Origin of the sequence: Rhizobium sp. SG_E_25_P2 (genome assembly GCF_029892285.1) — a bacterium.
Classification (GTDB): Bacteria; Pseudomonadota; Alphaproteobacteria; order Rhizobiales; family Rhizobiaceae; genus Rhizobium_E.
The window spans coordinates 251,119-271,651 of sequence record NZ_JARXVM010000004.1; the positions used below are offsets into that span (position 1 = coordinate 251,119).

The 20,533-nt window shown below is 61.0% G+C and carries 19 protein-coding genes; 11 read left to right on the plus strand and 8 right to left on the minus strand.

Translation table 11 applies throughout. The annotated features are described in order from the left end of the window. Window positions 1–43 precede the first annotated feature (43 nt). Genes M2360_RS08610 through M2360_RS08620 form a run of 3 tightly spaced genes read left to right on the plus strand, consistent with a single transcriptional unit; the run spans window position 44 to window position 3,719 of the window. On the plus strand, window positions 44–1,255 hold the full coding sequence (locus M2360_RS08610; protein WP_280774439.1) for a glycosyltransferase family protein: 1,212 nt from the start codon (window positions 44–46) through the stop codon (window positions 1,253–1,255). A 59-nt stretch (window positions 1,256–1,314) separates the two neighbouring features. After that, the gene (locus M2360_RS08615) at window positions 1,315–2,556 is read left to right on the plus strand and encodes a glycosyltransferase family 4 protein (RefSeq protein ID WP_280774441.1); all 1,242 of its coding nucleotides are present in this window, start codon (window positions 1,315–1,317) and stop codon (window positions 2,554–2,556) included. Then, window positions 2,556–3,719, plus strand: a complete 1,164-nt coding sequence (locus M2360_RS08620) for a glycosyltransferase (RefSeq protein WP_280774443.1) — start codon at window positions 2,556–2,558, stop codon at window positions 3,717–3,719. Before M2360_RS08615 ends, M2360_RS08620 begins: the two co-directional genes overlap by 1 nt. A 9-nt stretch (window positions 3,720–3,728) precedes the next feature. On the opposite strand, the gene M2360_RS08625 is transcribed toward M2360_RS08620, so the two are convergent. Continuing rightward, complete coding sequence (locus M2360_RS08625; protein ID WP_280774444.1) at window positions 3,729–4,394, minus strand: class I SAM-dependent methyltransferase; 666 nt, start codon at window positions 4,392–4,394, stop codon at window positions 3,729–3,731. Then, window positions 4,375–4,653, minus strand: coding sequence for a hypothetical protein (locus M2360_RS08630; RefSeq protein WP_280774446.1), 279 nt, complete (start codon window positions 4,651–4,653; stop codon window positions 4,375–4,377). Before M2360_RS08630 ends, M2360_RS08625 begins: the two co-directional genes overlap by 20 nt. Before the next feature lie 51 nt (window positions 4,654–4,704). Here M2360_RS08630 and M2360_RS08635 point away from each other — a divergent pair, with 51 nt between their 5' ends. From M2360_RS08635 to M2360_RS08645, 3 genes are all read left to right on the plus strand, one after another. Then, on the plus strand, window positions 4,705–7,419 hold the full coding sequence (locus M2360_RS08635) for an ABC transporter ATP-binding protein (protein ID WP_280774448.1): 2,715 nt from the start codon (window positions 4,705–4,707) through the stop codon (window positions 7,417–7,419). A gap of 45 nt (window positions 7,420–7,464) precedes the next feature. After that, a complete protein-coding gene (locus M2360_RS08640; RefSeq protein ID WP_280774450.1) occupies window positions 7,465–7,926 on the plus strand; it encodes a cyclic nucleotide-binding domain-containing protein in 462 nt (153 codons plus the stop codon). Window positions 7,927–8,031: 105 nt separating this feature from the next. Further along, a complete protein-coding gene (locus tag M2360_RS08645; protein ID WP_280774451.1) occupies window positions 8,032–8,937 on the plus strand; it encodes an MBL fold metallo-hydrolase in 906 nt (301 codons plus the stop codon). A gap of 12 nt (window positions 8,938–8,949) precedes the next feature. Here the strand turns inward: M2360_RS08645 and M2360_RS08650 are convergent, their stop codons facing one another. From M2360_RS08650 to M2360_RS08660, 3 genes are read right to left on the minus strand one after another with little or no spacing between them, the layout of a single operon-like run. Beyond that, complete coding sequence (locus M2360_RS08650) at window positions 8,950–9,621, minus strand: polysaccharide deacetylase family protein (protein ID WP_280774453.1); 672 nt, start codon at window positions 9,619–9,621, stop codon at window positions 8,950–8,952. Window positions 9,622–9,681: 60 nt separating this feature from the next. Further along, window positions 9,682–10,773: a glycosyltransferase family 4 protein gene (locus M2360_RS08655; protein WP_280774454.1), complete on the minus strand. Its 1,092-nt coding sequence runs from the start codon at window positions 10,771–10,773 to the stop codon at window positions 9,682–9,684. Window positions 10,774–10,825: 52 nt separating this feature from the next. Then, on the minus strand, window positions 10,826–11,152 hold the full coding sequence (locus tag M2360_RS08660) for a winged helix-turn-helix transcriptional regulator (RefSeq protein WP_280774519.1): 327 nt from the start codon (window positions 11,150–11,152) through the stop codon (window positions 10,826–10,828). A gap of 164 nt (window positions 11,153–11,316) precedes the next feature. Between M2360_RS08660 and M2360_RS08665 the strand changes: the two genes are divergently transcribed. Then, the gene (locus M2360_RS08665; protein WP_280774456.1) at window positions 11,317–12,330 is read left to right on the plus strand and encodes a zinc-binding alcohol dehydrogenase family protein; all 1,014 of its coding nucleotides are present in this window, start codon (window positions 11,317–11,319) and stop codon (window positions 12,328–12,330) included. Between the two features lie 43 nt (window positions 12,331–12,373). On the opposite strand, the gene M2360_RS08670 is transcribed toward M2360_RS08665, so the two are convergent. Next, window positions 12,374–12,922, minus strand: coding sequence for a cysteine hydrolase family protein (locus M2360_RS08670; RefSeq protein ID WP_280774457.1), 549 nt, complete (start codon window positions 12,920–12,922; stop codon window positions 12,374–12,376). Between the two features lie 94 nt (window positions 12,923–13,016). Between M2360_RS08670 and M2360_RS08675 the strand changes: the two genes are divergently transcribed. Next, the gene (locus M2360_RS08675) at window positions 13,017–14,012 is read left to right on the plus strand and encodes a GlxA family transcriptional regulator (protein WP_280774458.1); all 996 of its coding nucleotides are present in this window, start codon (window positions 13,017–13,019) and stop codon (window positions 14,010–14,012) included. Between the two features lie 34 nt (window positions 14,013–14,046). On the opposite strand, the gene M2360_RS08680 is transcribed toward M2360_RS08675, so the two are convergent. Both M2360_RS08680 and M2360_RS08685 read right to left on the minus strand, forming a co-directional pair. After that, on the minus strand, window positions 14,047–15,120 hold the full coding sequence (locus M2360_RS08680) for an ABC transporter substrate-binding protein (protein WP_280774459.1): 1,074 nt from the start codon (window positions 15,118–15,120) through the stop codon (window positions 14,047–14,049). Window positions 15,121–15,151: 31 nt separating this feature from the next. Next, window positions 15,152–15,805, minus strand: coding sequence for a TetR family transcriptional regulator C-terminal domain-containing protein (locus M2360_RS08685; protein WP_280774520.1), 654 nt, complete (start codon window positions 15,803–15,805; stop codon window positions 15,152–15,154). Between the two features lie 329 nt (window positions 15,806–16,134). Between M2360_RS08685 and M2360_RS08690 the strand changes: the two genes are divergently transcribed. From M2360_RS08690 to M2360_RS08700, 3 genes are read left to right on the plus strand one after another with little or no spacing between them, the layout of a single operon-like run. Next, window positions 16,135–17,754, plus strand: a complete 1,620-nt coding sequence (locus M2360_RS08690) for an NAD(P)/FAD-dependent oxidoreductase (RefSeq protein ID WP_137157786.1) — start codon at window positions 16,135–16,137, stop codon at window positions 17,752–17,754. Next, on the plus strand, window positions 17,741–19,303 hold the full coding sequence (locus M2360_RS08695; protein ID WP_280774463.1) for an NAD(P)/FAD-dependent oxidoreductase: 1,563 nt from the start codon (window positions 17,741–17,743) through the stop codon (window positions 19,301–19,303). Before M2360_RS08690 ends, M2360_RS08695 begins: the two co-directional genes overlap by 14 nt. Beyond that, a complete protein-coding gene (locus M2360_RS08700) occupies window positions 19,300–20,526 on the plus strand; it encodes an aminomethyltransferase family protein (protein WP_280774465.1) in 1,227 nt (408 codons plus the stop codon). Before M2360_RS08695 ends, M2360_RS08700 begins: the two co-directional genes overlap by 4 nt. Window positions 20,527–20,533: the final 7 nt, after the last annotated feature.

The window sequence follows — 20,533 nt, forward strand, 5'->3', positions numbered from 1 at the left end:
ACGCCCGCAGAACAGTCGCGTTTGCCAAATTGGGCGCCGCAGCATGACCCGCCGCCTCGAAGACGCCCGCATCCTGATGTACAGCCATGATACGTTCGGCCTTGGTCACCTGAGGCGATGCCGGACGATCGCCCATTCGCTGGTTGAGGATTATCGTGGTCTGCAGGTGCTGATCATCTCCGGCGCGACGATTGCCGGGGCTTTCGACTATCGCGCCCGGGTCGACTTCGTGAAAATCCCGAGCGTGATCAAGCTGCGCAACGGTCAATATGAGTCCATGGACCAACACATGGATCTGCACGATACGCTGCAGATGCGCAAATCGATCATCCGCCACACCGCAGAGACTTTTCAGCCAGATATCTTCATCGTTGACAAGGAGCCGATGGGGCTCGAAGGCGAGGTCGAGGAAACGTTGGCGTTCCTGAAATCCCGTGGAACAACCCTTGTCCTCGGTCTTCGCGAGGTGATGGATTCACCCCGACTTCTGCAGGCGGAGTGGGAGCGCAAGCAGGCGCTGCCGAAAATCGCCAAATATTACGACGAGATCTGGGTCTATGGTCCGCCAGACTTCTATGACCCGCTTGTCGAACTTGATGTGCCCGATTCAATGCGCCGGAAGATGAATTTCGTCGGTTTCCTGCAGCGCAACGTGCCCAAGGAAGAATTGCCAGGCCACAAGCCTGAAGGCGACTATATCCTGGTGACCACGGGCGGCGGCGGCGACGGCGCCGAACTCGTCCACAATGTCATTCACGCCTATCAGCAGGATCCGGAACTGACGCATCGCGCGCTGATGGTGCTCGGCCCCTATATGCCGGCCAAGAAGCGCCGCAAGTTGATCCGCAAGGGCCGCTCCGTTCCCTATCTCGAAGTGATTGAATTCGACAATCGCATGGAGGAGCTGGTGGCGGGCGCCAAGGCTGTGGTGGCCATGGGCGGCTACAACACCTATTGCGAGATCCTGTCCTTCGACAAGCCTGCGCTGATCGTGCCGCGTGTGCAGCCGCGCGAGGAGCAGTTGATCCGCGCTCAACGGGCCAGCGAGCTTGGGCTCGTCGACATGCTTCTGCCCGAACAGGCCGAAGATCCGCTGCTGCTCGCCGCCAAGCTCAAGATGCTGCCGTCTCAGCCGGCGCCGTCGAAACGCGCCCAGGCCGGGCTGCGTCTGGAAGGCCTGCCGCGCATTTCCGAACTCGTCGGGCGCATCTACGACCGCCGCCAGACCAACCGGCTGATGCTGGTGAAAGGGTGACGCGGACGCTGCGATGGGTTAAGGCCTGCCGCAACGGCTTCTGAAAACATCGAGGCGTCATGGACCGTCGGAAAATCGTCGTCATCCTGAAAGGCTACCCACGCCTGTCGGAGACTTTCATCGCGCAGGAACTGTTGGGCCTGGAACAGGCGGGTTTCGATTTGGCGCTTGTGGCCATGCGCCGCCCCACGGACAAGAAGCGCCATCCGGTTCATGACGAAATCCGCGCGCCGGTGGTCTATCTGCCAGAATATCTGCATGAAGAGCCTTTCAGGGTCGCAAAAGGTTTTTTCGCGAGCCTCGGCAAGCCCGGCTTTTTTAAAGCGCTCACCGCCTTTCTGCGTGACCTGCCCCGCGACATGAGCCGCAACCGCTTTCGCCGTTTTGGACAGGCTGCAGTTCTCTCCGCAGAATGGCCCGAAGGGTTTTCCTGGCTGCATGCGCATTTCATCCATACGCCGGCTTCGGTTGCTCAGTACGCCAGTCTGATCACCGGCATTCCCTGGACCTGTTCGGCTCACGCCAAGGACATCTGGACGTCGCCGGACTGGGAGCTGAAGGACAAGCTCGCTGCGAACCGCTGGACCGTAACCTGCACGGAAAGCGGGCATGCGCATCTCAGCCAACTCGCTGGTCCGAAAGGCGAGGTGCATCTCAGCTATCACGGGCTCGATCTCGCCCGGTTCGGGCAGAACGACCTGCCGAGGCCATTGAGGGACGGCTCAGATCCGTCCGACCCGGTGCGCATCCTCAGCGTCGGCCGCGCGGTGGAAAAGAAGGGCTTCGACATCCTGATCGAGGCGCTGAGCCGCCTGCCGAAAGACCTGCATTGGCGCTTCGATCATATCGGCGATGGCGACAAGCTGACCGGCTTGAAAGCGCAGGCGGAGCGGGCTGGAATTGCGGATCGGATGGTCTGGCGCGGTGCACTCGATCAGACCGATGTGCTCTCGGCCTACAGGACTTCCGACATTTTCGCGCTCGCCTGCCGCATTACCAGCGACGGGGACCGGGATGGATTGCCCAATGTGCTGGTGGAGGCGTCGAGCCAGGGTCTGGTCTGCGTTTCGACCTCGATATCAGGCGTGCCGGAACTGTTGTCAGACGGTGAAAATGGATTTCTGACGCCGCCCGAAGACCCACAAGCGCTCACGCTTGCGTTGGAACAGGCGATTCGCGATCCCGCCCTTCGCCATCGGCTGGGAGCGTCGGCCGAGCATAAGGTCCGCAGCCGTTTCGATTTTCATACCAGCATCACCCAGCTCTCGGCCCTGTTCGAGAGTGCGTGGAAGGCTTCTTGATGACACAGGCTACGTTTCACGGTGACCGTCTCCGGGTGATGTTTTATGTCCAGCATCTTCTCGGCATCGGGCATCTGGCGCGCGCAAGCCGTATTGCCGGCGCGCTGGCAGCCGACGGCTTCGATGTGACCATGGTTACCGGCGGCATGCCTGTGCCAGGTTTTCCGCCATCCGAGATCCGCCATGTGGCGCTTCCGGCGATCGCCACTGGCGACAAGGGGTTTTCGGGGCTGGTCGACTCGGATGGACGCCCCGTCGACGATGATTTCAAGGCCCGACGCCGCGACGTGCTTTTGGCGGCCTTTCGCGACTTTGCTCCGGATGTTCTGATCACCGAAGCTTTTCCATTTGGGCGACGGCAGGTGCGCTTCGAGCTTCTCCCTCTTCTTGAACACGCCTTGTCATCCTCGAAAAAGCCGCTTGTTCTCGCGTCGATACGCGATCTTCTGCAAGAGCGGTCCAAGCCAGGCGCCAATGACGAGACCGTGGCGCTTATCAACCGGTATTTCGACGCGGTGTTGGTGCACGGCGATGCGCGGTTCGCGCGGCTGGAAGACAGTTTTCCGCTCCAGGCCGAGATCGCCGATAAGATCGTCTATACGGGTCTCGTCGCCGCTCCACCGCCCGCGCCCGCTTCCGAGATTTTCGACATCGTCGTTTCCGCAGGCGGCGGCGCGGTCGGAATGGACCTCGTCAAGGCGGCCGTGGGGGCGAGTGCGCTGCTGTCGCATGATCTACGTTGGTGTATCATTGCCGGCCCCAATCTTCCCGAGGCGGATTTTGTGGAGCTTTCGGGCCGCGCTACAGCCAATGTCGAGGTCTTCAGGTTCCGCAAGGACTTTCCCAGTCTCTTGACCGGCGCGAAATTGTCCGTGTCCCAGGCCGGCTACAATACGGTCTGCGACGTGTTGCGCGCAGGCGTTCGCTCACTGCTCATTCCCTTCACCGCCGGAGGGGAGACCGAGCAGACCGCAAGAGCCGAGCGTCTTCATGTGCGCGGGCGCGCCCTGATGCTGACGGAAGCCGAACTCAACGTCGACACGATGCGGGCGGCTATTGAGACTGCGCTTGCCGCGCCGCCGGGCGATTTGCCGGATCTCGATCTGGAAGGCGCGCATAAAACGGGAGCCATTCTCCGCGATCTGTTGGAAAAGCGCAGCTGAATGCGGTCTTCACACCTCACCGATTAGCATGAACCGCGTATATTTCTTCTGCGGCAGCGATCCGGCGTACAAGACGCGGGATAGGAGGGCTTGCTCCCTGAAGGCCTCAAGCGAGGCGACGCAACTGATATGGGTCGGCTCGCTGAAATAATCGTTCGATTGCAATAGCACCCGTGTTCCTTTGGGCAGAAGATCGAGCCAAGCCCTGAGATCGGCGATATGTTCGCAACTGGTGTTGACCACCAGGTCGGCCTTGTGATCGTGATACGGCAGGGCATACATATCTGCGGTGATGGCGCTGAACCGGTCAATCCAGGCGGCGTTCAAGGTTTGGGCCACCGCGCCGACATTCCCGTCGATATCGACGCTCGCGATTCTGTCGATGTCGAAGCGCGAATCATCGAAAAACATGGCCGCCAGAACGCCATACCATCCGCCGAGGATGAGGATAGAGCCGATCTCGCCGCCGAGTGTCTCGAAAACCGCGTCCCGCGCCCACATTTTGCAGGCGACCTGCTTGTGGTTGAAGGCGACGCTGATCTCTGCCTCGGGATGACGGCTCACGACGCCTGCCAGGCCTTTCATGAGGGGGCTGCGCGTATAGGCGTTCACGCCGCGCAGCAGATCAAAAGTTGCTTCGCGCAACAGCGCGGCTTCAGACGGTGAGCTTGTCATAGGGTTTGTAAATTTCGTGGTGCAAGTTGATGTTTTGCGCCTTATGAAGAGATAGCGCTACATCCAGCGCTTCGCTGGAGGCTTGGCTGGATATAATGGAGGGGCGGGGTTGAGACAAGGCGGCGACACTGGTCCGGCGTGGTGCGGACTGACGACGACGGTCCGATCTGTCCGCACTGCCGGCGAAATCCTGCCCGATGTTCGACGTGAAATGGCCGGAAATCGGCTGGCTGCGAGCAGGCGCTCCCCAGAATTCCATCTTCCTGGCTTCCCCAGCCTTTCGCTTGTCGCGGCACGATAAGGAGCATCCATGGAAAAAGGCTTGCTCGCGTATATCTGGAACAACACCCGAAAGCAGCAGCTGTGGATTTTGCTGGTCGTCGCGGTGTCCATGGTGCCCTATTTCCTCTCTTTCGACCTGCCGAAGCAGATCGTGAACGGTCCGATCCAGGGCGACGGTTTCGAGGGCGCCGGGGCGACGCAGATGTTCATGCACATCGCTTTCGACCTGCCATACATTGGCGAAGTCACCCTGTTTCCGGGCGTTGAGCTCGACCGGATGTCGATGCTGTTCGCGCTCAGTCTTGTCTTCCTGCTCCTGGTGGTGATCAACGGGCTCTTCAAGCTCTATATCAACACCTATAAGGGTCGCCTTGGCGAGCGGCTGCTGCGCCGCATCCGCTTTGATCTTGTCGACAAAGTGCTGCGTTTTCCGCCAGGCCAGTTCAAGCGGGTCAAGGGCGCGGAAGTCGCCAGCATGATCAAGGATGAGGTGGAGCCTCTCGGTGGTTTCACCGGCGACGCCTTCGTGTCGCCCGCCATGCTCGGCGGCCAGGCCTTGACGGCGCTTGCCTTTATTCTGGTGCAGAATTTATGGCTCGGGATCGTTGCCGCTTTCATGGTGGGCATCCAGGGCTTCATCATTCCGCGCATGCGCCGCCGGCTTCTGGTGCTGGGCCGGGAGCGGCAATTGACCGCGCGGGAATTGTCCGGCCGCGTCAGCGAAATCTTCGACGGCATCAATACGATCCGCTCTTATGATACGTCGAACTACGAGCGGGCGGATGTCGCCGAGCGGCTGGGCAAGATCTTCAAGATCCGCTACGATCTCTACCAGTGGAAGTTCCTGGTCAAATTCATCAATAATTTCCTCGCTTCTGTAACACCCTTCCTGTTTTATTCCATCGGCGGCTATCTGGCGCTCAAAGGACAGCTCGATGTCGGCCAGCTGATTGCGGTGATCAGCGCCTACAAGGATCTGCCCGGTCCGCTGAAGGAGCTCATCGATTGGGACCAGACGCGTCAGGATGTGCAGGTTAAATATGTCCAGGTGGTCGAGCAGTTTTCCGTCGACGATATGCTGGAGCCGGAGATCCAAAAGCTTGTCTTGAGCACCGAACCGCTATCAGACGCATCGATCGCCACCGCCAATCTTTCGCTCTCCGACGATAGCGGCGCGCAACTGCTGACGGGAGTATCGACGACCGTCCATCCCGGTGAAGCCGTGGCGTTGGTGGGCTCCGCCGCTGCTGGCGGCGAGGCTTTGGCCGAAGCTCTCGGACGAATCCTCTGGCCGACCTCAGGCCGCATTCTTTTCGGCGGCGAAGACATCCGCATCCTGCCGGAGTCTGTGACCGGTCGTCACATCACCTATGCAGGCGCTGACGCCTATATGTTCCAGGGCACGCTGCGGGACAATCTGCTTTATGGGCTCAAGCACGCGCCACTGGCCGAAGCCGTCTATGACGACGAAGCCGCAAAGCATCGCAAATGGGCGCTCGCCGAGGCCAGGCAGGCAGGTAATCCACTCTACGACATCAATAGTGACTGGGTCGACTATCGCGCCGCCGGCGCCAGCGGTCCGGATGATCTCGCCGCGCAGGTCGCCGAAATTCTCGACACCGTGCAGTTGTCGAAGGATATTCTCGATCTTGCGATCCGCACCACGGTGGATCCGGCGCGATATCCCGATGTCGCCGAGCGCATCGTCGATATCCGCAGGGCGCTGCGTCAGGAACTTGAGCAGAACGGACTGAAGGACCTGGTCGTCTATTTCGAGCCGGACAGCTACAACACCGAGGCGACGGTGGGCGAAAACTTGCTGTTCGGCACGGCCATCGGACCCGAAATGAATGGCCCCGCGCTCAGGAGGAACAAGTATTTCCTCTCCTTCATGCGCAGCACCGGTCTCGACCTGACTTTCTACAAGATGGGCTTTGCGATCGCGGAGAACGCGGTTGATCTGTTCGGGGACTTGCCGCCCGATCACCCGTTCTTCCAGCAGTTGACGTTCATGAACGCCGACGAGGTGCCGGAATATCAGCAACTCCTGCAGCGCCTTCGGGGCAAGCGTTTCGAAGACGTCGCCGATGACGATCGGGTCCAGATCCTCAGGTTGAGTTTCTTCTACATCGAGCCGCGGCATCGTTTTGGTCTCCTGACGCGCGAATTGATGGCGCGCATCGTCGAGGCGCGCCATCAATTCTATTCCGGTCTTCCGAAGGAATTGGCAGGTTCGCTCGAGAGATATGACCCCCACAAATTCATGCTGGCCGCCAATCTGATGGACAATGTCCTGGTCGGTCGCATCAGCCATCAGCATCCCGACGGCGCCGAGCGCATCCGCAAGATTCTGGCGGAACTTCTGCACTCTCTCGGGCTCTATGAACAGGTTTTGTCGATTGGGCTGGATTACAATGTCGGGGCGGGCGGCCGCAGGCTGACCATGGTGCAGCGCCAGAAGCTCAATCTCGCCCGCGCCTTGATCCGCCGATCCACTTGCTACGTGTTGAACGCGCCTTTGGCCAGCCTGGACGGACGGCTGAAGAACCAGATCCTGCGCAATGTGCTGAAACTTTTTGACGAGCGGGGAGACCGGCCGACCGTGATCTGGGTTCTGTCGGACACGTCGATGGCGACGTTGTTTGACCGAATTCTCGTTTTTGACCGGGGGAAACTTGTGGAGGAGGGAACCCATGATGCGCTTATGCAGAATAACGGCGTTTTCAGGGAGCTTGTGTCATAAAAGCGTTCATGCTCTGATGCTAACCGCGCATCCGTGAAGGGAGCCATGATGTTACAGGACGAAGTACAGAGTTTAAGGCAGGTGACTTTGTTTTCGCGGGTCGCGCCGTCGAAGCTGAAGCTTTTGGCCTTTGCGTCCGATAGGTTGACTTATCGCGCCGGCGAAGAGTTGTTCCATCAGGGCGACGCGGGAGACGCTGCTTATGTGATCCTCTCGGGCCGCGCCGACATCCTGACCGATTCTCCCAATGGAGAAATCAAGGTTGCGGAACTGGCCTACAACACCATCGTCGGCGAAATCGCAATTTTGTGCGACATTACTCGCACCGCGACCGTGCGCGCCTCCGCGCCCATGGAGGCATTGCGTATCCGCAAGGATGTGTTCCTGAAATTGATCGCGGACTATCCCGATATGGCCATCGAAATCATGCGCGTGCTGGCGGATCGTCTCAACAGGACGACGACGGAGCTGACGGAGGCGCGCAGCCAGATCAAAAGCGTTCATTAACCGCATGAGATTATCGTAAGGCGGGCGGAACAACATGATCTATGCTCGCATTCGCCAATTTTATGCGCTAGCCTCCCCGGAACTGGGAAAAGGGAATGCTTACGAATGGCAATAGCGAATTTCGTCGGCAGAAAACTGGATTGTCGGCCGGGCGGCGACCTGGATGATTTTCGGCGCGGAGCGGCGGACACCAAGTTCAGACTGCGCGCCTGGGGCGTTCGCGGCAGCCTGCCTGTATCGGGGCCGGAATTCCAGCACTATGGCGGCAACACGATCTGCATCGAACTGCAATGCGGTGACCACCGACTAATCTTTGACGCCGGCTCTGGAATCCTGCCCGCAGGCAAAGCCCTTCTCGCCGAAGGCGCGGCCGAATGTCATCTGTTTTTCAGCCATTGCCATTATGACCATATCATCGGTCTTCCATATTTTTCTCCGATCTATGATCCTCGTTCCTCGGTGACCGTGTGGTCGGGACATAGCTGCGGGAAAATGACCACCCGTGACATGATCACGGAATTCATTCGACCGCCATGGTTCCCAATCGAGGCGAAGGCTTGCCGCGCCACTCTTAACTGTCGTGATTTCTTGCCGCATGACGTCCTGCAGCCCTATCCGGGCGTCACGATTCGCACCGCCATGCTCAATCATCCAGGCGGCTCGATCGGCTATCGCGTGGAATGGCACGGTCGGGTGGTGGCCATCATCACCGACACCGAGCATGTGCCAGGCGTTCTCGATCCCGAGGTCTTGGCGCTGATAGAGGGCGCGGATCTCTTCCTGTATGACACCAGCTATACCGACGAGGAAATGCCGACTTATGTCGGTTATGGTCATTCTTCGTGGCAGCATGGCATACGGTTGGCGCGCGCCGCCGGCGCCGAGCGTGTCGGCTTCATCCATCATTCGCCGCTGCGCACCGACAAGGCGCTAAGGGCAATCGATCATATGGCGGCGGAGAACTTCCAGGGCGCGTTTTCAGTCTGGGAAGGACAGGTCATCGACGTCTAAGGCGTCTGGCGTCTATTGAGCCAGCGGATCGACCCAAGCCGCGCCGGGGTGCTTTTCAACGGTCTCGATCAACCGGGCCAGAAAGGTCCAAGCCTTTTCGTCGTGCACGAGATGGTGGGTCAGGAAGCCCATCTCCCCTTTGCCCTCGCGTAATGTTTGCAGCCGCGCGACGATTTCCGCCAATAGCGGCGCGTCATCGCGTCCACCTCGCGTCCCATGCCAGTCCATCAGATCGACATGGGTATTGATGAGCCGGATCGGCGCGTCCTTTTCTCGACCAAAAACGCTGAGCGACGAAAAGCCGATTGTGGAGAGTTCCGCGACGAGTTCGCCTGATATGCGGTTCCAGGGCGGCACGAGCATCGTCACCGCTCGATCAGGATAAAGAGCGCGCAATTTGTCGAGGCCTGCCGCAAGTTCGCTCAGCACATCCCGCTGCGGTCGGTGTAACCCTAATTCCTGCTTTTTCTCGCCTTTTCCCGCGTAGTTGCGGTGCGACCAACCGTGGACGGCGACCGAAAGGCTGGTTGTTGCCGCCAGTCGCGTCGCGAGCGCGTCGCCGGTGTGTTCGGGAATCACGGCGAGCGTGGCGGGGATGCCTCCATTCGCCGTCAAGCTGATCAGCCGTTCCAACGCAGGGCTCGGCTCAACGGCGTCGTCGTCCCTGATCCAGAACGGCGCCATGCGACCCGTATCGGCCCAGATCGAGAGTTCGTCGTTCAGCGCGGTCCAGGAGCTCATCGGTCAGGCCTTGCAAACATGGGTTTCGAGAATACGCCCGAGGCGCGCGCAGGCGGTTTCGAAGGAACGCTCTTCTCGGGCAAAGCGCGCGGCTCCATTCGCCAGGGCCATGCGTTTCGTCTCGTCGGTCAACAGCAGGCGGATCGCTGAAGCATAGGAGCGGAGATCGCCCGGTTCCGTCAATAGGCCGGTCTGGTTGCCGATCACCACCTCCGGCACGCCCCCGTCATTCTGCGCGACCACCGGCAGGCCGGCCGCCTGAGCTTCGAGATAGGTGAGGCCATAGGCCTCCCGGCAGCCAGGCCACAGGAAAATGGAGGCGCGCGCCATCATCTCCGCCAGATCTTCACGGCTCTTCAAGCCGTGGAACACGACGCGCCCCGGCGGGAATGGTGCAAACGTATCTTCGATGACGTGGCGCATCGGGCCATCGCCGACCACGTCGAGCCGCCAGTCGAGATCGCCGAGCTGGTGAAGCGCTGCGGCCAGCATCAGATAGCTTTCCAGCTTGTTGCCATCGCGCATCATCGCTGCGGTGAGCAGCCGCCCGCGCTCCGGCGTCTTCGTGACTACAAGGGGAGGCCTCGGATCGAGAAAGGGAGGCAGCATTGCGGTTACGGCGGCGGGAGAGATATTGGTCAATCCCTGCCGGTCACGGCTGGTAAAGCAGATATTGACGGCGGCAAGATCCACTCCGTCTCGCGCCAGTGTCTGGCTAGCCGCCCAGATCCCGATATTTCGGCGCGCCGAATAGGAGCTTTCCGCCGTCACATAGGGCATGCCGAACTCCTGGCAAAGGAATGGGCCGAGCATGTCGGGCGATTTGTAATAGGGGTGATAGCAGAAGAAGAGATCAGGTGGCCCGCTCTCGCGCCATATTTCGGCCAGACGATCGCGTTCCGCAGACGCCCTTTGGAGGAGATCGGCATAGGTTTCGGCGTCCGGTTCTTTCAGATAGGCGCGCAGCGGGGACGCGACTGAGACTCGATGGCCGAGTTTTTCCAGCGCCGTCAGCAAAAGTTGCGCCATCAACCTGTCGCCCGAGGGGACAGGATGGTCGACAGGCTTAAGCGGCGCATAGAAGGCAATCTTCATGTTCTCAGGATCTAGGTCCCGTCCGGCTGGGCGTCAAGCGCGGCCGTGTGCTTCAGGCGACCTGCTCTTCGATATGGATATCGACATCGCGCAGCGGCTTGCCGAAGCGGCCGATATTGGCGTCGCCCCAGTCTTTCAACGCGCAGAGAATGGGTGTCATGGACTCGCCGAGCGGCGACAGCGAATATTCCACCTTGGGCGGGACCACCGCATAGACCTTGCGGATGACGAGCCCGTCTTCCTCCAGTTCACGCAATTGATTGGTGAGCATACGCTGGGTGACGCCTGGAATATGCCGTTTCAGCGCATTGAAGCGCAGGGTCCCGCTCATCAGGTGATACAGGATTACCGATTTCCATTTGCCGTCGATCAGCGCGATCGCCGCTTACACAGAGCAACCGGGGCTGCAATCGAAACGTGAGTGACGGACCTTCGCCATAACGGTATCCTTTATGACACTATATGCGATATTTGTTCGTATTGTCTCTCAATGAGAGTAGGCGCAGATATCGCGCTGCACAACCACCTTTCGAGGAGCAGATCATGAAAGCCATCGGCTATCAGCAAGCAGGACCCATCGATCGGGACGACGCGTTGATCGACATCGAGATTCCGCGTCCGGAACCCGAGGGTCGAGACCTTCTGGTCGAAGTCGCGGCCGTATCCGTCAATCCCGTCGATACGAAGGTCCGCCGCTCGGCGACGCCGGAGGCAGGTCAGTGGAAAGTGTTGGGCTGGGACGCCGTGGGACGCGTGGTCGACAAAGGCGGAGCCGTCACCGGGTTCGACATCGGCGACGCGGTCTATTATGCGGGTTCGATCGCAAGGCCGGGTTCGAACAGCGCGTTTCATCTCGTTGATGAGCGGATCGTCGGTCGAAAGCCCGCGACGCTCAGCAACGCCGAGGCCGCCGCACTGCCGCTGACGGCGATTACCGCCTGGGAAATGCTGTTCGATCGTCTCGATATCCACCAGCCGGCGCCGGGTGGCGCGCCCGCGATCCTGATCATCGGCGGCGCCGGCGGCGTCGGCTCGATCGCAATCCAGCTGGTTCGCGCTTTGACCGATCTCACCGTGATCGCCACTGCCTCCCGGCCGGAGACTCGCGCCTGGACAGAGGAACTCGGCACCCATCACGTCGTCGATCACAGCCGGCCTCTTGCGCCGCAAATCGCGGCATTGGGACTTGGCGCGCCGTCCTTCGTCTTCTCGACCACCGAGACACACCGCCACGTCACGGATGTCGTGGACCTGATCGCGCCACAGGGCCGGTTCGGCCTGATCGACGATCCCCAGGCGCTCGACATCATGGGCTTCAAGCGGAAATCGGTGTCGATCCACTGGGAGCTGATGTTCACCCGTTCGCTGTTTCAGACGACCGACATGGCGCGGCAGGGGGAATTGTTGAGCGAGGTGGCGCGTCTCGTAGATGAAGGCCGTATTCGTACGACAGTCACCGAGGTGTTGTCGCCGATCAATGCCGTCAATCTGAAGAATGCGCATGCGCGCATCGAAAGCGGTCGTTCCAAGGGTAAGATCGTGCTCGAAGGTTTCTGAAAGATGCGCGGGCCCGAGGAAACTCGGGTCCCGCGCTTGTGCGTCAGGCGGCGAGATAGGCGTCGGTCGATACGACCTGAGCATAGCCAAACGCAAGCGCCGACATCATCGCGGTCTGCACCTTCTCAGCCGGCGTGATCTCCCCGTTGAATTCGAGATCACGCGTTGCGGTCGCATCATGGACGACCGTGACCGAATAGCCGAAATCGGAGGCCGCGCGGGTGGCGGCGTCGACGCACATATGGCTCATGGCGCCGGCGATCGTCACCGCGTCCACGCCCGCTTCATCGAGCTTGGTCTTGAGATCGGTGCCGAGGAAAGCGTTGATCTGCTGCTTGATGATCTTGAGCTCGCCTTCTTTCGGCGCGACGGTCGCATGGATCTCGGCGCCCACCGTGCCAGGAGCGAAGAAAGGCGCGTCGGCTTCGGCCGAGATGTGCTGCACATGCACCACGAGATCGCCCTTGCGCCGTGCTGCGTCGAGCAGGCGCGCCGCATTGGCGGCGGCGACGTCCGTCTGGTGGAGCGGGAATTTCCCGCCTTCGAAATAGTCGTTCTGAAGATCGATCACGATCAGCGCGGTCTTGCTCATGGAAGTCTCCTTATGCTGTTCCACTTGCGAATTTAGCCGCGACGGCGCAGATTGCCATTGGCGGAACTGACAATCCAAGGGGCAATTCGGACAGATGAGACGGCATGGCGTGGTGCATATCGGCATCGTTACCTATAGAGGGGCACAGCTGTCGGCAGCCCTCGGGCTTGCCGATCTTTTCGACGTGGCTGAGGAGTTGTTGGCCGCGCGGCGCCCGGAAGTTGCGCCGCAACTGGTGGTCAGCCGTCTCCTCTTCGATGTCGCGACCGGCGTGATGCTGACGGAAGGAGCGGATGAGACGTTTGCAAAAACTCCGCTGACAGCGATCCTCTTGCCGCCCAGCCGGGGAGAGCCGCCGGTCGGTGACGAATTCGCGCCGCTGTTGCCGTGGCTTCGGGCTCAACGCGAGGAGGGAGCGATCCTGGCGTCGGTCTGCGCCGGAGCATTCCTTCTGGCGCGCGCAGGTCTGCTGGAGGGCAAGCCGGCAACCACGCATTGGGCGCTGGTCGACGACTTCCGCGCCATGTTTCCCGACATCGCGCTCCAGCCGGACCGGTTGCTGGTGACGGCGGGCGACATCATCACCGCAGGCGGCCTGATGGCGTGGACCGATCTCGGCCTACTCATCGTCGAGCGGCTATTCGGCGCCGAAGCGATGATCGAGACCGCGCGCTTCCTGCTCATCGATCCGCCAGGGCGTGAGCAGCGCTATTACAGCGATTTCAGGCCGAGCCGGGGCCATGGCGATCCGAATATTCTGAAGGCGCAGCAATGGTTTGATAGCATGCTTTCACGTGATGTTTCCGTAGAGGAAATGGCCGGCGTTGCCGGGCTTGAGCCGAGGACGTTTTTGCGGCGCTTTCAGAAAGCGCTGGGCCTGAAACCGATCGAATATTGCCAGCAGATGCGCGTTGCGGAGGCGCGACGGCGGCTGGAGACCAGCGCCGCCAGCATCGACCAGATCGGCTGGGAATGCGGCTATCGTGACCCGGCGTCTTTCCGGAAGATTTTTCTGCGGATCGTCGGGCTGACGCCCGCCGACTACAGGCGGAGATTCCACTCCGGCGACATGACGACGGGCCGAGACTAACCGTAATCCGATCGAGGGCCTCAGGCTGACTCGATCAATAGCCCGCCTTGATCTTCTCGAATTCGGCGATCATCTTCTCGCGCAATGCGATCGGCAAGGGCGACTGAAACAGCGTGTTGGCGACGAAATTGCCGACATCGGCATAGCCCTTCGCCTTGAGAATGGCCGGATCGACCGCCGCCATGCCCTTGGCGTTGGCGTGACCATAGCCCCAGGAATCGACGAGATAGGCGGCGATGTCGGGATTGCTGACGGCGTTGAGGAAATCATAGGCGTTTTCCGCCGGAGCCTCGCTGCCCTTCAGCTTTACATAGCCGCAAACCCAGGTGGAGTGGCCCTCGGCAGGATTGGCGTTGGTCGCCACCGGCTGGCCGTCTTTCTCCAGCGTCGTCGCCGTCTCGTTCCAGCCCCAGGCGAGATCGACTTCGCCGCTCGCCATGGCCTGGCTGAGATCGGTGTTCTCCGTCCAGTAGAGCCGCACATTCTTATGCACCTCGCGCAGGAAGGCGGACGCCTGCGTGAACTGCGCGTCGGTCATCTTGGACCAGTCCTTGAGGCCGATGGCGAGGCTGGCCAGCGCATAGGCGTCGTCGACATTGTCGCCGATCGAGATCCGATCCTTGAACTTGGGATCGGCGAAGGCCTTGAGCGAGGCGATGTCTTCGGGCTTCACGGTGTCAGTCCGGTAGATCATCAGCGAATTGCCCCATTCGAAGGGCATGAACCATGCCTTGCCGTCGGACGATGTCATCAGATCCTTCATGGCCGCGATTCCGGGTAGGACATCGTTCCAGTTGGCAAGCTTGGAGGTATCCAAGGGTTCCAAAAGACCGGCGTCGCGCCATTTCGCCACGCTTTGCGAACAGGGATGGGCGAGATCGGCCTTGAAGCCGGAACGAAGCTTCTGGAAAGCTTCCTCCTCGTCTCCGAAATAGGTGAAATCCGGTTCGTCGCCATGCTTGGCGGTATAGGCGGGGTGAAAGGCAGGGTCTTCGTAGCCCGACCAGTCGAACACGGTGAGATTGGCTGCGGACGCCGGCAAGGCGAACAGGAGGAGGGCGGATGATGCGAGGGCCAAGAGCCCATTTCTGCGAAGTGATGTCAGCATGCTGTTCCGCCTTTTCTCTCTGGTTTGACGATTATGTGTTGATGGGGCCTTCCCTGCCAATATGCTTGGGGAAGAAGCCGATAATGCATTCAATCGCCGCCTTGTGCGCCGCCTCGCGCGTGAGACCGTCACTCATCATCAGACGGAGCCACAGACCTTCCATCGACGAGCAGATGGCGAGCGCCGCGGCTTCCGCGTCATAGCCGTAGCCGCCCTCGAGCTTTATCTCGGCGCAGAGCTCTTCGAAGGTGCGCTGATATTTGAGATCGCGCGCGCCGCAGAGCGCTTGATAGGTCGGCCGTGACTTGGCCTCGCCCCAGAAAGCGCACCAGGCGGCGAGTTTGCGCTTGGTGGTCATTCGGCGGTCGAAATCCGCCGCCACCAGCGCCCACATCCGCTCGGCGGCGCTGGGGCCGGCCTTTTCCAGAGCCGCCGACCAATGCTGCGCATATTCGTCCGCCATGAATTGCAGCGTGGCGATCAGCAGGTTTTCCTTGCTTTCGAAATGAAAGTTGACGATGCCGCGCGACAGTTTCGCCCCGTCGGCGACATTGGCGAGCGTCGTCTCGGCATAGCCGCGTTTGGCCAGCGAATCGATCGTTGCCTCGATCAATTGCTGCTTGCGTATTTCCTTGGAAGCCTTGCGGCTCTTCTTTTCGCCCGCCATCGGCTCGGCAGTATCCATTCTCTTCGTCCGCGCTGCGCCGGCGGCGCGCACGGCGCGGGCCGGAATGTTGTATCCCGCCATCTGAGGCGCATAAGCGGGTCTTCTGTCAAGCCGATGCGCGAAAGCGGCGCAGCGCGCCGACTGTTGAACGGTGGACGCGCCGCGAATGCTCAGGATATGCGCATGCTGCAAGCGGCTCATTCCGGTTTTGGCCCCGATCCCTGTTTCATTAAAAATCTTAGCGCGATTTCATGGCTTTGCAAGATGCTTGCTGAATGATCATTCAAAATATATGGACAAGCCTATGGCGTTCATGCATCTTTTTGATCACTTCGGTGGGGATGCTGATGAAGAAATATGATGTCGTGGTGATCGGCGGCGGCCATAATGGCCTTGTCGCAGCCTGCTATCTGCAGCGGGCGGGGCTTCAGGTCGCTGTTGTCGAGAAGAATGACTGGGTGGGCGGCGCGGCCACGTCGCGCAAGCTGGCCGACGAGGTGTTCTACTCGAATTGTTCCTATGTCTGCTCGCTGTTCCGGCCCGAGATCATGCGCGATCTCGAACTGCCGCGCTTCGGCCTGCAGATCGTCGCCTATGAAGGCGGCGCTGTGCTGACGCGGGACGGCGGCTATCTCTCCTCCTATCGCGATCATCACCGCCATCGGCGGGAATTCGCCCGCTATTCCGCCCGCGACGCCGAGGCCTATGACCGCTACGCCCGTGATGTGACCCGGCAGTGCCGTTTCATCCAGCCGTTGTTGATGCGGACGGCGCCCGATCCCTTCTCGTTCCGGCCACGCGATATTGGCGAATTGCTGTTTCTCGCCCGCAAGGTCGGCGATATGAGCGCCGCGGAATTTGCTCGGACGACGCGTTTCTGGACCATGTCGATCTCCGATTTTCTCGACGAATATTTCGAGACCGAGGTCGTCAAAGCCTATCTGGCGATCTCCGGCATCATCGGCACGGCCCTCGGGCCAATGTCGCCGGGCACGGCCTATGTACTGCTGCATCACTATATGGGCGAAGTCGACGGCTCCGTCGGCGCCTGGGGTTATGCGCGCGGCGGCATGGGCGCGATCACCCAGGCGCTTTCGGCCTCCTTCCAGGCCGCCGGCGGAGACATCCGCACCGGCGCGGAAGTCGACAAGGTCATCATCCGCAATGGCGAAGCGGAAGGCGTGGCGCTCGCCAATGGCGATGAGGTGAGGGGCCGGCTGGTTCTCTCCAACGCCGACGTCAAGCGGACATTCCTGAAACTCGTGGACGAGAAGGAGCTTCCGGAGCGCTTCGTGCATCGCGTCAAGCATTTCAAGATGCGCGGCTCGTCGGGCAAGGTGAATATCGCGCTCGATGGCCTGCCGGACTTTCCCGCGCTGCCGCCGGGCTGTCATGCGATCAAGGGTGATCTTCATTTCACCGACACGGTCGAGCGGATCGAACGCGCCTATGACGACTGGAAAGACGGGCGCTGGTCGGCAGATCCCTTCCTCGACGCGATGATCCCGACCACGCTCGATCCGACCATGGCGCCACCCGGCAAGCATTTCATGAGCTGTTTCGTGCAGTATTGCCCACCCAAGGTGGAAGGGCGCGACTGGACCGACGCCGACCGCGACGCTTTCGCCGAAACCGTGATCTCGCAGATCGCCGATTATTCACCGGGATTCCGCGACCGTATCCTGCATATGGAGGTTCGGACGCCGAGGGAACTGGAAGCGGAAGTCGGCCTGACGGAAGGCAATATCTTCCAAGGCGAACTGACCTTTGACCAACTGTTGTTCAACCGCCCGGTGCCCGGATACGCGCAGTATCGCAGTCCGGTGAAAGGGCTCTATCTCTGCGGCTCCTCCACCCATCCCGGCGGCGGCGTGATGGGCGCGCCCGGCTACAATGCCGCAGCCGAAGTGCTGCGCGATCTTAAACTGCCCCGCACTCATATGAGCCCGGCCCATGACATCCTATGACGCAATCATCATCGGCGGCGGCCATAACGGCCTGGTCGCTGCGGCTATGCTGGCGAAATCAGGGCGCAGCACCGTCTGCATTGAGGCCTCCGACCGGTTCGGCGGCGGCGCCGTCACCCGCGAGTTCCATCCGGGTTTTCGGGTCAGCGGCCCCGCCCATCTTCTCAACCGGCTTGCGCCCGAAGTCGAGCGGGCGCTGGGTCTCGATCTCTCGCGGCTAGGAAGTCGGCTGGCGTCGACTGTCGCCTTGGGCGCCGATGGCGAGGCTGTCATGCTCGACGGCGCCTATGGCGCGCGCTTGCGAGGCGTGAGCGACGCAGAGGCAGGCAAATTCGCAGAATTGCGGGCGCTGTTGCTGTCGCAGGCGGGAATTCTCAAGCGCTTTCAGGCGCGGCGACCGCCGATGCCGGGCAAGTTTGCGGTTGGCGATATCGTTGATTTCGGATTGGCGGGATTGTCGCTGCTTCGGCATGGCCGCGATTTCGGGCGTGACTTCGCCCGGATGTTGCTGATGAATGTCGCCGATGTCCTCGACGAGCATCTGACCGACGACAGGCTGAAAGGGCTGCTGGCCTTCGACGCCACGCTCGGCGTTCATCTCGGCCCGAGATCGCCGACCTCGCTGATGGGGCTCTATTACCGGCTGGCCGGCGAAAGCCTGGGCGCGGCCGGCGGACAGATCGTGCCGAAGGGCGGGATAGGCGCGGTGACGGATCTGCTCGTCGGGGCAGCGAAGTCACACGGAGCAGATCTGCGAAGCGGGGCGCGGGTCAGCCGCATTCTGATAAGTTCGGACGGCGTGACCGGCGTAGAACTTGCCGACGGCGCAAGGCTTGTTGCGCCGGTCATCGTCTCGGCCATTCATCCCGGCGTGACGTTCGGCGGCCTGCTGCCGCCCGGAGAGGTCGACACGGGCCTGTCCACCGCAATCCGCAACATCCGCAGCAAGGGCGATGCCGCCAAACTGCATCTCGCGCTCGATCGTATTCCGGATTTCGCCGGCGTCGCGCAAGAAGATCTGTCGGGGCGGCTGGTGATCGCGCCATCGATCGATCAGGTGGAACGGGCGTTCAACCCGGCCAAATATGGCGAGTTCTCCCCCGAGCCCGTGATGGAAATCGTGCTGCCCAGCGTCAGCGATCCCTCCATGGCGCCGGAGGGCAAGGCGAGCCTGTCCGCCGTCATCCAGTTCGCGCCCTATGCGCTCAAGCAGGGATGGGAGACAGGGCGCGCGGCGTTTCTCGACCGCGCCCTCGACCGGCTCGAGGCCCATGCGCCGGGGCTGAAATCCTCCGTGCTCGCCGCGGAGCTTCTCGTTCCGCCCGATATCGAACAGATCTATGCGATGCCCGGTGGGCATTGGCATCATGGGGAATTGCAGGTGGATCAGATGCTGTTCAACCGACCAGCTTACGGCGCTTCCGGTTACGACACGCCCGTTTCGGGCCTGTTCCTGGCCAGCGCGGGATCGCATCCGGGCGGAGGGATTTCCGGTCTTCCGGGCTACAATGCCGCCCGGCATATCCTGTCCAAAGGAGGCGTGCGATGACACAGGCGCTTTCGCAGAACGCCCTGGCGCGGAGCCGTGGCCATGCGCTCGTCAATCTGGAGCCGACGCCTTTCCTCCCCCGGCTTGAAGCCCTGTCGATGGAGAATGACTGGTATTCATGGTCCGGCTTCAAGGCGCCCGGATCGATCGACGACGAGGAACTGGAATATTTCGCAATCCGTTCGACGTCCGCGCTGTTCGACATTTCGCCGATGACCAAATATCGCATTCGCGGGCGCGACGCCGAGGCTTTTCTCAACCGTCTGACCCTGCGCGACGTGCGCAAGCTCAAGCCGGGGCGGGTTCACTACACCGCCTGGTGCGATGATTTTGGCCATGTCCTGGATGACGGCACGCTGTTTCGGCTGGGAGAACAGGATTTCCGCCTGTGTTCGCAGGAACGGCATCTTCCCTGGCTGCTCGACAGCGCCGTCGGCTTCGATGTCGTGATCGAGGATGAAACCACTGCTGTGGCGGGCCTCGCGCTGCAGGGACCGACGTCGTTTGCACTGCTGTCCGACGCCGGCTTTTCAGGCGTCGAGCGGTTGAAGCCCTTCGAAATCGGCAGCTTTTCCCATGCTGGCCGCGATGTGCTCATCTCACGCACCGGCTTCACCGGCGATCTCGGCTATGAGCTGTTTTGCCCTTCAGACCTTGCTCTGTCGCTCTGGGATCGGCTCTGGGAACAGGCGGATCGCCATCGGTTGCGCGCCATCGGCTATCACGCGCTCAACCGCACCCGCATCGAGGCGGGCTTCATCGTCGCCAATGCCGATTTCGTGACGGCGGAGACGGCGTTGCGGGAGGACCGGCTGCGTTTGCCCGACGAGATCGGCCTCGACTGGATGGTCGATCTCGACAAGCCCAACTTCAACGGCCGCCGCGCCATTCTCGCCGCCCGCCGCGACAGAACGCTCAAGCATGTGCTGGTGGGGCTTGAAATCGACGGCAATACGCCGGCGCCGCTGGCGCTCATCTATCACCGCAAGAAGAAGGAAGCGGGCCTGATCACCGCCTCAGTCTGGTCGCCGCTTGTCAAGAAGACCATTGCGATCGCAAGTCTGCGTCGCCCCTATGGCGCCGAGATCACCGGCGATCTCTGGGCGGAAATCTATGCGCTGAATGAACTCGGCTACACCAAGGTGATGAAAAGCGTGAAGATCGTGCCACGTCCCTTCATCAAGCTGCCCCGCCGCTCCGCCACCCCGCCCTCGCTGACCTAGGGTCAAC